Annotated in this window: 11 protein-coding genes; 6 read left to right on the forward strand and 5 right to left on the reverse strand. The window is 59.3% G+C overall.

All coding sequences use genetic code 11. The annotated features are described in order from the left end of the window. Positions 1-158: 158 nt before the first annotated feature. From AC1DPF_RS17675 to AC1DPF_RS17700, 6 genes are all read left to right on the forward strand, one after another. Positions 159-809 carry a TetR/AcrR family transcriptional regulator gene (locus tag AC1DPF_RS17675; protein WP_477962666.1) on the forward strand — a complete coding sequence of 217 codons (651 nt, stop codon included), beginning with the start codon at positions 159-161 and terminating at the stop codon, positions 807-809. A 300-nt stretch (positions 810-1,109) separates the two neighbouring features. Then, a complete protein-coding gene (locus tag AC1DPF_RS17680; RefSeq protein WP_477962668.1) occupies positions 1,110-1,559 on the forward strand; it encodes a MarR family winged helix-turn-helix transcriptional regulator in 450 nt (149 codons plus the stop codon). A 278-nt stretch (positions 1,560-1,837) separates the two neighbouring features. Continuing rightward, on the forward strand, positions 1,838-3,289 hold the full coding sequence (locus AC1DPF_RS17685; protein WP_477962670.1) for an aldehyde dehydrogenase: 1,452 nt from the start codon (positions 1,838-1,840) through the stop codon (positions 3,287-3,289). A 35-nt stretch (positions 3,290-3,324) separates the two neighbouring features. Next, positions 3,325-4,173, forward strand: a complete 849-nt coding sequence (locus tag AC1DPF_RS17690) for a p-hydroxycinnamoyl CoA hydratase/lyase (protein WP_477962672.1) — start codon at positions 3,325-3,327, stop codon at positions 4,171-4,173. A 73-nt stretch (positions 4,174-4,246) separates the two neighbouring features. Then, on the forward strand, positions 4,247-6,427 hold the full coding sequence (locus tag AC1DPF_RS17695; RefSeq protein ID WP_477962674.1) for an acetate--CoA ligase family protein: 2,181 nt from the start codon (positions 4,247-4,249) through the stop codon (positions 6,425-6,427). After that, positions 6,411-7,337 (forward strand): amidohydrolase family protein, encoded by a 927-nt coding sequence (locus tag AC1DPF_RS17700; protein WP_477870516.1) that lies wholly within the window; start codon positions 6,411-6,413, stop codon positions 7,335-7,337. Before AC1DPF_RS17695 ends, AC1DPF_RS17700 begins: the two co-directional genes overlap by 17 nt. Before the next feature lie 59 nt (positions 7,338-7,396). On the opposite strand, the gene AC1DPF_RS17705 is transcribed toward AC1DPF_RS17700, so the two are convergent. From AC1DPF_RS17705 to AC1DPF_RS17725, 5 genes are all read right to left on the reverse strand, one after another. Beyond that, the gene (locus AC1DPF_RS17705; protein ID WP_477870518.1) at positions 7,397-7,891 is read right to left on the reverse strand and encodes a VOC family protein; all 495 of its coding nucleotides are present in this window, start codon (positions 7,889-7,891) and stop codon (positions 7,397-7,399) included. Positions 7,892-7,940: 49 nt separating this feature from the next. After that, the gene (locus tag AC1DPF_RS17710) at positions 7,941-9,173 is read right to left on the reverse strand and encodes a DUF1214 domain-containing protein (RefSeq protein ID WP_477870520.1); all 1,233 of its coding nucleotides are present in this window, start codon (positions 9,171-9,173) and stop codon (positions 7,941-7,943) included. After that, positions 9,170-10,387, reverse strand: coding sequence for a sulfotransferase family protein (locus AC1DPF_RS17715; protein WP_477962676.1), 1,218 nt, complete (start codon positions 10,385-10,387; stop codon positions 9,170-9,172). Before AC1DPF_RS17715 ends, AC1DPF_RS17710 begins: the two co-directional genes overlap by 4 nt. A gap of 24 nt (positions 10,388-10,411) precedes the next feature. Next, positions 10,412-11,164, reverse strand: a complete 753-nt coding sequence (locus AC1DPF_RS17720; RefSeq protein WP_477870525.1) for an SDR family NAD(P)-dependent oxidoreductase — start codon at positions 11,162-11,164, stop codon at positions 10,412-10,414. Positions 11,165-11,263: 99 nt separating this feature from the next. Continuing rightward, the gene (locus tag AC1DPF_RS17725) at positions 11,264-12,109 is read right to left on the reverse strand and encodes a helix-turn-helix domain-containing protein (RefSeq protein WP_477870527.1); all 846 of its coding nucleotides are present in this window, start codon (positions 12,107-12,109) and stop codon (positions 11,264-11,266) included. Between the last annotated feature and the right edge of the window lie 213 nt (positions 12,110-12,322).

Here is a 12,322-nt window from a genome sequence, read left to right on the forward strand (position 1 = left end):
CGCCTTATCCTTCAGATGCAATGGAACAGATTATCAAATGCAACTCACCTGCATGACCGCGAGTCACGGCGTGACGAGTAACGACCCCCACATAATGCGAACAATTATTCGCGTTATGTGGGGGTCGTCAAGCGTTATTTTTTCACTAGAAGGCTCGCATGCACGATGACACCAAAGCGACGACGCGCAAGGCGATCGAATCGCGCCGCCGACCGACGCAGGCGCGCTCGCGCGAGATGGTTGCGCGGATCCTCGCGGCAGCCCGCGAGTTATTGCACGAACAGAGCTCCGCCAAGCTGACAACCATAGCGATTGCGCGGGTTGCGGGCATGTCCGTGGGTTCGCTCTATCAGTATTTCCCGAATAAGGAGGCGATCCTTCTCCATCTTGTGCAGGACTGGCTCGCGGATGTTCAGGATGCCATGAGCTTGTTTGCCACTAATTCGCGGCCAAGGAGGCGGACGGAGGTCGAATCGACCTTGCACGAATTCCACGAGAAGCTCCGTGGCATCTATCTGGAGCGAGCTGACCTACTTCCGGCGGTTGACGCCATGGGCGACTCGGCCGCGCTCGCCGAGATTTATCGCGAGCACAACGAACGCATCACGCAATGCCTTGCCGCTTGGCTCAGTACGATCGACTCTGCGCTGCCGCCCGCCACCGCGCGAGATCTGGGACACCTGATGCTTCAGGTCGGGCACACCAGTCTGGCGGCCAGCCTCGGACACGATGCCGGCCTCGCTGATATCGTCTCGGACATCGATGCGATGCTGATGGCACTTATCTGCAGGCACCTGTCACTGGGCTAAAGGGCATTGTCAGACCAAATGCACCGCTGGTGACGTTGCCGGCTTGGGATAGGGTAGGGCCATGCCTCGCGCCCGCAAACCCCGTTCCGCTGCTTCAACTCTTCACCGGAGGTGACCCGCCTCGTGGTGACGATGCGCTCGAACCGTGGGTCGTCGACATTGCGCAGCGACAGCGGAAACCGCGCGTACATCCGGGGCTTTCAAAGCGGATAACAAACCTGTCGATGCTTAATCTGCTTCGGCAGCTATTGCCGTGAAACCTATTTGCGATGACTGACGCTATTTTGTAGCCTCCCGGCTATGGCCACTGAACTGAAAACCGATAGCGATTTGATCAACCCATTAGAGGGCCATATTGGATACCAGCTCCGCCGCGCCTCAACATTGGTGATGGCCGTACTTGCCGATCGCCTGTCCACGACGCATCTCACGGTCACCGAAGCGTCCGTCCTCGTGATGATCGACCATAACCCGGGCATTTCGCAAAGCGCCATTGGCCGCAGCCTTGGCGTGAAGCGCGCGAACATGGCACCTATTATTGCGACACTGGATAATCGCGGTTTGGTGCTTCGCTCTAACCCCAATGGGCGCCTGGTTGGCTTGTCGACAACCGAGGCGGGGCGGCAGTCCGCCAATATGATCGAAGCGATGATGCGCGCCAACGATGTTGAAATGTTCGGCTCGCTCAAGGCGCAGTTGCAACTCGATCTGCTTAATTCGCTCACTGCGCTTCGACGATCACGCGTTTAATCATGCATCGCGAGTCATGATCGTATCGATCACCGTGTATTTACGTCGATCGCGAGCTGGTCGACGGCCAGCATGATCTGCCAGATAGGCGCCCCGTAGGCATCGGTGCGACCATTTCTCAGGTCTGAGCCTGCACGCCATGATCCCGAATCTCGCCAATTGTCGCGCACTACCAACCGGATGGTCATTGAGCAGGCGCGTGTCCGGCTGAGTGATTGCGACTGTGGCTTGCACGCATGTCCAGTTGATGCTATGTTTCATAACACAAGGAGAGGAGCATGGCTTTGGTCGAGGTGCACATGATCGTTGGTGGCAAGCCGCATTTTTGCTCGGCAACATTCGACCGCGCCAATTCGATGACGAACGTCGTCGTGACGCGTTCGGGCGCGGCCAGCACAAGCGATGCAATCGCGGCTGTAGAGGCAGCGGAGCACGCCTTCCCGACCTGGTCGGCACTTGGCCCTAATGCCCGTCGGGCGGCCTTGATGAAGGCAGCTGATGCCCTCGAATCTCGCGTCGATGACTTCGTCGACGCGATGATGTCCGAAATCGGTGCTACGGAAGGCTGGGTTCGTTTCAACCTAGCGCTGGCGAGTTCAATAATCCGCGAGGCAGCCTCGCTCACAACTCAGATCGGCGGCGAGGTTATCCCGTCGGACAAACCAGGCTGCATGTCCATGGCAGTCCGTGAGCCTGCCGGCGTTGTTCTCTCTATGGCACCATGGAACGCACCCATCATTCTCGCTACCCGCGCCATCGCCGTGCCACTCGCGTGCGGGAACACTGTCGTTCTAAAGGCTTCGGAAATATGTCCGCGCACCCATAGCCTGATCGTGGAGGCCTTTGTCGAAGCGGGACTGACCGGCGGCATCGTTAATCTCGTTACCAACGCGCCATCGGATGCAAGCGCAATCGTGGGTGCGATGATCGATCACCCCGCGGTCCGGCGGGTCAATTTCACCGGCTCCACCGCCGTCGGAAAAATCATCGCCATGCGCTGCGCTCAGCATCTCAAGCCGGCATTACTCGAACTCGGCGGCAAGGCGCCGCTCATTGTTCTCGATGATGCCGATTTGGATGAGGCCGTTAAGGCTGCCGCTTTTGGTGCCTTCATGAATCAGGGGCAGATCTGCATGTCCACCGAACGGATTATCGTGGTCGAGTCCATCGCCGATACCTTCGTCGACCGGTTTCGCGAGAAAGTCGGCACCTTGGCGGTCGGCGATCCGCGCGAAGGCAAAACTCCGCTGGGTGCGGTCGTAGGTCTCGCGACCGTCGACCATGTACGCTCGCTAGTCGACGACGCGGTGCGAGATGGAGCGACGCTGGTCAACGGCGGGTCGGCCGACGGCGTCCTCATGCCGGCCCATGTGGTCGATCGCGTGACGCCAGTGATGCGATTATTTGGCGAGGAAAGCTTCGGCCCTGTCGTGGCTATCGTTCGCGCGATGGATGAAGCGCACGCGGTGGAGCTTGCAAACGATACCGATTATGGGCTCTCAGCCTCCGTTTTCACCCGTGACATAGCGCGTGGTCTACGCGTGGCGCGTCAAGTCCGATCCGGGATCTGCCACATAAATGGTCCAACCGTGCATGACGAGGCCCAGATGCCGTTTGGTGGTGTTAAAGGCTCAGGTTACGGTAAGTTCGGCGGCAAGGCTGGTGTCGACAGCTTCACAGAGCTGCGCTGGATCACCATCGAGACCCAGCCCGGACATTTCCCGATCTGAACACTCAACCTTCACGCATATCGCTGGAGATTTCCATGGCATTTGAAGACATCGACCCCGTCGAAGCAAGTACAGTCGCCTACACCATTGAAGACAATGTCGCCTGGGTTAGCTTCAACCGGCCCGACAAAAGAAACTGCATGTCTCCCCGATTGAACCGGCAGATGATGCGTGTTTTGGACGAACTCGAGTTTCGCACGGATGTCGGGGTCCTGGTACTTACCGGCGAAGGCTCGGCCTGGACGGCCGGTATGGACCTGAAGGAGTATTTTCGCGAGACCGAAGCGGAAGGCCTGGCCGGCACGCGCGGGGCTCAACGCGAGAGCTACGGTTGGTGGCGGCGACTTCGGTGGTATCAGAAGCCCACGATCGCAATGGTCAACGGCTGGTGTTTCGGCGGCGGCTACGGCCCGCTCTTCGCCTGCGACCTCGCCTTCGCAGCCGACGAGGCGCAATTCGGCCTGTCGGAAATCAACTGGGGGATTCTCCCTGGCGGCGGCGCCGCCAAAGTCGCTGCCGAGCTCACCAATTTTCGTAACGCCATGTATCACGCTATGATGGGTGAGAACATCGACGGTCAAAAGGCCGCTGAATGGGGCTTCGTTAACGAAGCGGTACCACTCTCTCAGCTTCGCGATCGTGTCTCCCAAGTCGCGCAGGTTCTGCTCACCAAGAATCCCATCGCGCTGAAAGCCACGAAGGATGCAATCCGACGAGTGCGCGAGATGACATACGACAATGCTGAGGATTTTCTGGTTCGCGCACAAGAGGCAGCAAACAGTTTCGATAACGAAGGCCGCAAACAAGGGATCAAGCAGTTTATCGATGACAAGGCTTACAAGCCTGGTCTCGGAGCATACGACAGGTCGAAGAAAGCTGGCTGAAGATTCTTTCTGAAATTGCGCACTAACGGCCCGATCGAACGCTTTGACCTGGAATACTGGAGCTTCACCGAAAATGGATGTCACAATTCAGGATACTGTTATTGGCGCATCCTCGCTGGATCGTCTGCTTAGGCCGCGCTCGGTCGCTATCGTCGGGGCTTCGGAAAAACCTGGTGCGCTCGGTGCGGCCGTGTTGGGCAATCTCGAACGCAATGGTTTTTCGGGCGAGATCCATTTGATCAATCCAAAACGAACGGAAATCGGCGGGCGTGTCTGCATCCCTTCGGTCTCGGTTCTGCCCGAGCAAGTCGATGTCGCTGTTCTGGCAATTCCGCGGGTGGCCGTGCTGGAGACTATCAAGGCATTGGCCGAGCGAAAGGTGGGGGCCGCGATCATCTTCTCGGCGGGCTTTGCCGAAGGCGGCGAAGAAGGCCTGGCGGAGCAGCGAGAAATCGCCAGGGTCGCATCAACCACCGGCATGATCATCGAGGGGCCCAACTGCCTCGGGATGACCAACTTCATCGACCGAGTTCCACTGACCTTCGTCGAGACAAGCGCTGTACCGCTCGGCAACCGGAAAGGGATTGGGATAGTCTCGCAGAGCGGAGCGATTGCCTGCGTCCTTTGCACCACCCTCGCCTCGCGCGATCTCGGTCTTTCGTTTTCCATTTCCACCGGGAATGAGGCGGCAAGCGGTGTCGAGGACTATGTCGAATATTTGATTGATGACCCTGCAACCAATGTCATCGTGATGGTTGTGGAATCGTTCAGAAGCCCGCGACGCTTCCTCGAGGCGGCACGCCGTGCTGGATCAATGGGCAAGACGATCGTCCTCCTGCATCCCGGTCGAAGCGGCGCGGCGCGCGAATCCGCCGCGACCCATACAGGAGCGATGGCGGGCGATTACGAGGTCATGCGCGTCAAGGTAGAGCGTGCGGGAGTTATCCTTGTCGAAACGATGGAGGAGCTTGGCGACGTGGCCGAGATGGCACTTCGCTGTCCCCCGGTTCGAACAAGCGGTACCGTCATAATGGGCGAATCCGGCGCCTTTAAAGCTCTTGCACTTGACTTTGCGGAGGTCCTTGATCTCGAATTGCCCAGCATTGACGATGCCAGTGCGCCACAACTGCGAGCTGTTCTACCGGAATTCGTAAGTGTCTCGAACCCCCTCGACTTGACCGCCCAAGGGCTGACAGACTCGGAGCTTTATTACAAGACGCTCGCGGCCTTGGCTCAAGATGATCGTTTTGGCAGTGTGATCGTCGGGATTATTCAGACAGATCCTGTTACGACAGCGGTTAAATTCCCGCCGCTTATACGAGCCATGTTGGAGACAAAACCCGAAAAGCCGATCGTCTTTGCTGGACTAGATGAAGGAGCTGGGGTCGCCCATCATTACATCGAAGAGTTTCGTCGCCTTGGGGCCGTCTACTTCCCCTCGACCGAGCGCGCTCTACGCGCAGTGGCTCGACTGAGCGAGAGCGCTGCACGAGATCTTCGCAGCGTGGTCGCCCCCCTGGATGTCCTGCCGGAACTTCCGACGCAAGGCGGCGTGATCGCCGAATTCAAGGCCAAGGCGCTATTGGCACCGCTTGGCATTGCCTTTCCGGATGGCAAGTTCTGCACGAACCTGGAAGACGCGCTCACGAGCGCGAAGTGCATCGGTTTTCCCGTTGTCCTGAAAGCGCAGTCCGCCGGGTTGAGTCACAAGAGTGACGCGGGAGGTGTGATCCTCAACATCGTCGATGAGGCATCGCTCAACGAGGGGTGGCATCGTCTTCACGACAACATTGCTCGGCATCGGCCAGGCCTTGTTCTGGACGGCGTCCTTGTTGAAAAAATGGGGGAGCGCGGCGTTGAGCTCATCATCGGCGCAAAAAATGATCTCGACTGGGGGCCAGTCATTCTCGTCGGCTTCGGCGGTGTGGCCGCGGAAGTTTTGCAGGACGTGCGCTTGTTAGCACCTGATCTGCCCTTCGATGGCGTGATACGCGAGCTCAACCGGCTGAAGCAGGCTCCATTGTTGCACGGGTTCCGAGGCTCGCCACCGCTGGATGTCGCGGCAACGGCCAAGCTCGTCATCGCGCTCGGACAGCTGCTTCTTGCGGAGACGTCGATCCGGGAGATCGATCTTAATCCGGTCATCGTGAATCCCGATGGACAAGGCGCAGTTGCTCTCGATGCGCTCATGCTCGTCGCTGCAACGCCCCCATCAAGTCAGTGCGACGGAGGACTCGATGAGCGCGGACCGTGAAACTTTTTCCAGACTGAGAGCGATCGACATTCACGTCCACGCGGAGGTGAGTTGTCACGATCCCGAAGATTCGATCTTCGGCGCGTTCGCGGATGCCGCAACGCGCTATTTCAAGGCGCCCCGTCAGCGCCCGACGATACCGGAAACGATCGCCTATTATCGTGAACGGCAAATCGGTTTCGTCATGTTCACCGTAGATATGGAATCCGGAACCGGGATCAAGCGCATCCGCAACGAGGAGATCGCCGAGGCAGCTCAGGCTAATTCCGATATCATGATCGCGTTCGGATCGATCGATCCCCACAAGGGACGACTGGGTGCGATCGAGGCGCGCAATCTTATCGAAAACCATGGTATCCGCGGCTTCAAATTTCATCCCCCACTTCAGAATTTCGACCCCGGGGACCGCCTGGCGTGGCCACTCTATGAGGTCATCAACCACTACCGCCTGCCCGTCGTGTTTCACACGGGCCACAGTGGAATGGGCACCGGCATGCCGGGTGGTGGTGGTATCCGCTTGAAATATGGCCGTCCGATGCTCGTCGACGACGTCGCGGTCGATTTCCCGGAGATGAAGATCATCCTGGCCCATCCAGGCTGGCCCTGGACCGACGAATCCCTGTCGATGGCGTTGCACAAGCCTAACGTGTTCATCGACCTGAGCGGCTGGAACCCGCGCTTTTTCCCCGAGCAGATCATGCGGTACGCAAACGGTCAGCTGGGACGCAAATTTCTCTTTGGTTCCGATTTTCCTCTCATTTCGCCCGACAAATGGATCGAAGAGTTCGATCAGGCAGGCTTTAAGCCAGAACTTCGAGATCCGATCCTTAAGTCAACGGCACTCGATCTTCTCTTTGGAACCGCATCCGATCCGTCCGCCGCTAATGTATCCGCGATAGTCAAGCGATAGCTTTGACCCAGAGGCGATCCGGGAAAGGGCGCCTTGGCTGAGGGGAAGGAAACTGGCGGTCACACGATCGACTTGTCGGCAGGCCACTTATTGAAAGCCCACATCTCGTCGGACGCCCACGCGATCTCGATATGGTGACCAAGCTGCTGCCGCATGTCGATATAGCAAAATACGAATCCCGGGACTTCGCCTTCCATCAACAGCGGCAAACCCAGGGATCCAACCTCGCGCTTCATCTCCTCCAAGGTTGTCCGTCGTACCGCCGCATGGTGGAAGCGCGGGATGAAATCGGCGATGTCCGGGGCGAGCGCATCGCGGTAGAGTTCGCGCGTGTCGTCGTTGAGGGGCTCGATCAGTTCGAGCTGCAGGCTACCCGACCAACCCAGCGCCATGCGCGCGCGATAATCCCTCGGCCCCTGCGCGGTCCTCACTAGGATCTCGGCCGGATCGAACGTGACCCATTCGGACACGCCAAAGCGGGAGGTGAACAGCGGCAGGGCTCGGTCGATGTCACGCGTGACGTAGCCGTTCTGGTAATGGTTCCTGAAGAACATGCCTGTCTCCCGATGCTGGTTTTCCCGCCCGCCCCGCAACCGGCCTCGATCATTCCATGAGGCCGCCCGAATATATTGCGTCGAGCTTGTCGAGCGCCTGAAATCCTTCGGCGCGCAAAGCTTCCAGCGGTAGCCGGAATACCGTTACCTCGGGCGGGCTGCCTTCGGTCTTGATGAAACGAAGACTCCAGGTGCCGTGGACGTGGCCGTAGGGATCCAACCAGTTGCCGCCGCATCCGGGGTCTTCGTGGGCGATGATGACCTGCACCGATCCATCGCCTTCGTATCGAGCGCGAAACTTCTGAAGGTAACCCTGACCGTCCTCGTAATTGTCGAGGTTCTCCTGGAACAGGTTGCACAGCTGGAGGATCCAATAGTTGCATTCCGTCGGCATGAAGGTCATCACTAGGGCTTCGTCCGGTCCGCATTCCCAAGTGCCGAAGCCGTGATGCCTGTCCGCCACGCCGCCGTTGGCCAGATAGAGCGCTAGGTCGAAGGCGATGCGGTTGGGCGATCCGCCTGGTCTGTCGTCCCACCAGCGACGGACCAGTTCGGCATAACCCAGTGTGATCTGCCCGACCCGAGCCAGCCCGGCCGCAAGCTCACTGGCCCGCAAGGGACAAGGGAGCGCGCCATCCAATCGTTCGATCCTGATCGATGGCGCGATCGTTTCCTCCCGCAAATGATAGAGGGTGCGGACGAGGACGCCGACCGAGGTTTCCCGAAGAGGCAGCCAGTCCACATCGCTGTCGGGTTTGTCCCGACTGACGATTACCGTGAAGTTGCCATCGCTATCGAAGCGGATGCTGTCGCTGGACAGGAACGAGGTGGCCCGCATTACCGCCGGATCGAATTCGCGGAGGCCTGATGTCCCGAGCGGCGCCCAGTCGCGTGCGCCGTGGTCTGCCGGAAACCCGCCTTCCCATGTCACCATCACGAAATAGGGAACAGTGCCGCGGTTGCCGGTAATCCTGTAATCGCAGGATTCGTCGAAGAACTCGGCGATCAGGTGGTCCTGGTCCGGCGACTGGAAATTGATCCCCTGTCGCCACGGGGTGTCGAGCAGGCGAGGGCGTTTCGGTTCCGAATTTTCGACATAGCGATGGAAACCGTGTCGCATCAGCCGCGAGAGAAAGCGATACCACTCCGTCCGGTCGAGGTCGTTTATTCCCTCGAACTGTTCAATCACGCGGCCTGCGATCATCATCACCTGTGCGAGGTCCTCCCAGGCTCTGCCTGCCAGAAGCCTTTCGCTCGCACGCTGGCGGATCTGTGCGGTCATCGCGCTGTCAACCCGAAGCGATCGCTGTAAAAGGCGAAGCGCTCGCGCAATATGGCGACGTCCAGACCGAAATCCTGCTCGAGATCATATTCGAGCTGGCCATGCCGGTCGCGTTTGTGTGCCTCTAGATAGCTGCCCATCGCAGCCTCGGCAGCATCGGTCATGGGTAGCCCGGCCATCGCGTAGATGCTGCGTACCGTGCCAATCTGGTCAGCCATGAAATCCTCGAAGCGCAGGTCGATCGACCGGAGTTCAGGCAGGATCGAACGGTCGCGCACGCAGGCGCGCAGCAGCCTCTCGATGCGATCGACCCAGTAGTTCGCCACTTCGGCGGGATTCACTTTCACTCGACGCAGGCGATCGATGTACGCATTCATGGTCAGGCAGGATGCTATGACCGCGATCGGATCGCGGTGTGTCATCACGATCGTGGCATCGGGGAACGTCGCCATCAGCGGTCTCAGTTGCTCGAGATGCCCGGGCGACTTCAATATCCAGTTCTGCGGACCGCGAAGCGACGTAAGAACCTGCAGAACCTTGCGCAGATAATGGTAGCTCGATGTCTGGTCGTGCGAGAGATACCAGTCGCGCCAGCGATAGGGACGTGCCGTCCACTCAATCATGTAGGAGGAGAAATCGAGCATCTGCAGTTCGATTTCCTCGTGAATGTGCGTCGGGCTGAGCTCGTGGACATTCTTCTGCATCGGCAGCAACGCATCCAGCCCCGCCCAGGCCGCCTCCGCATCGCTCCGGCGGTTATCAGGGCTGGCTGCAGGCGGTATGGGAGCGAGCGATTCCCAATAGGGGAGGGACCTCAGCCGTTCGTCGCTGGCAATCAGGTTGACGAGGTGCGTCGTCCCGGTGCGCGGCATCCCGATGATGATGATGGGCCGCGTAATTTCGATGTCGAGGATGGCTGGATCCCGGCGGACCGCTTCTTCCACGCGCAGCCGGTTTGCCGCATAGCGGACCATGTCGTTGAAGAAGAATGAGCGACCCAGCGCATTGAGCGCGTCCTCGTCGGCGCTGCGCAGCATGACAGCCAGACGTTCTACGAAATCCATTTCGCCGAAGTCGGTAAGCCCCGTCGCTGCTCTTGCTGCATCCAGGACGGCGTCCACCTCAAGGCTCACGGGCGCTGCCGCTTCGGCCGCCCGCATGAGCGAAAGGGCTGCTTGGGTATGACGCGGGGCGGCAAGATCCTCTATGCGCATGATATGATCTTTCTCGAGGCTTCGTCAGGCGACCGAATAGCCGCCATCGGCGGTCAGGGTCTGTCCGGTGATGAAACCGGCTTCGGGGCTGGTCAGGAAAAGCACAGGGCCGGCCATTTCCTCGCATTCGCCGAAGCGCGCCATGGGGGTGCGGGCCAGCAGTGGAGCCACTGCTTCGGGAACATCGATCACGCGGTCGAATATCCGGGTGCGGATGTTGCCGGGCGCGATAGCGTTTACCCGGATGCCATCGCCGACCCACGAAATAGCGAGGGTCTTGGTCAACTGCACGATCGCCGCCTTGGCTGCCCCATAGCCCGGCACCGCATCCATGCCGAAGAAGGATGATAGCGACGCGAGGTTTACGACGCTTGCACCGCCTGGCATGTCGCTGGCCCTAAGCTGCGGGTGCAGGGCGTGGGCAAGGCGATAGGGACCGAAGAGGATGACCTCTACGGTCTTCTCGAACATGTCAGGCTCGAAGCGCGCCTCGTATCCGCCGGGATGGGATTCACCGGCGTTGTTGATCAGCACGTCCAATTGCGGCAGCCCTTGCTGGATTGCGGCAATGTCGCCTGGATCGTTGGCAACCATGCGGAAATAGCCGAAGCCGGACAGATCCGGGCCATAGTCCTCGATCGCGCCGCGCCGCCCAGTCACGTAGACCCTGGCACCAGCGGCGGCATAGTCTTTCGCGATGGCAAGACCGATGCCTGCGGTCCCGCCGGTTACGAGGACAGTGCGCCCGGAAAAATCGAATGTGCATTTGTTGGGCAAGCGAATGGTCTCCTCTCGAACCATTCTTTTATCCGCCGGGAAGAGCTGCCGCGAGCGTGCAGTGGTCTGCAAAACGGACGTCGGCGCTGCAATCGGACATTATTGGCGTGTCCTTGCCCTGTATTCCTTCGGGGGCAGGCCGATTTCGCGTCGAAAGGCGGTGGCGAACGCGGTAGTGCTTGCGTAGCCACAACGCGACGCGATCTGCTTCACGGGAAGCCTGGTCGAAAGAAGCAATTCGCAGGCGCGGTTCGCGCGAACCCGGGCTATATGCTTCACGACGGTTATTCCGGTGCTGGCTCGGAATGCTCGAAGGAGATGCCGCGGCGACACGCCGATGATCGTGGCGAGGTCGGACACGCCCGGCGCTGATCCGTCAATATGGTGCAATGCCTCGTCGATCCGCCGCAGCTGCCATGGCGCTAGGCCGCCCGTATTAGGCTTTCTCTCAGCGGAAACCCGCTTCTCCATGCGAATGAAGTCAACCAGCAGCCCCGTAACCAGCGCCTCGACCATCGCGGACGAGGCAAAGCCCGGCTCGCAGGCTTCCTGCGCGAGCCTTCGCAGCGTAAGGGCCAGGCCGTCATGGCGCAGATCGGCGATCGGACGGGCATCTGAGAGCAACTCAAACAGGTCGCCGCAGGTCGACCCGTCACCATGGGCTGGGACCGTGCACATCACCAGTCTCTGCTTTCCCCCGGCATTTGTGAATCGCATGGGCATTGCAGCAGGACGGAAAAGCATCTTGCCGATTGCATTGAATACACAGTTGTCTTCAAGGTCTCCGAAAAAGGCTTGAGACTCGCGTGGCACGGGGGAAAGCGAAAGGCCGAAGACCGGATGTTCGTCGACGACGACATCGTCCAACGGGTCGATCCAGACGTAATTGCGCACTTCGATCACGGCATTCTGGTGAATAACGCGCGCTTCAGTGGAAAATGACATCCTCGGCTCCTACAACGAGCTTGATTCAATGCGAGCGATCGTTGGACCCATGCAACGCGGTTTAAAGCAACGGGCGCGCATTAGCCGAATACGACTGCAAATTCGGGTAGATTATGAGCCCCCAGTACCTCGTTCTCGTCCTTCATGGAACGACAGCGCCATGTAGGGTGTGATACCTATATCATCGGGAACGCGCTATGTCCCAAACCCTGT

The sequence above is a fragment of the Rhizorhabdus sp. P4_G6 genome (assembly GCF_056401045.1).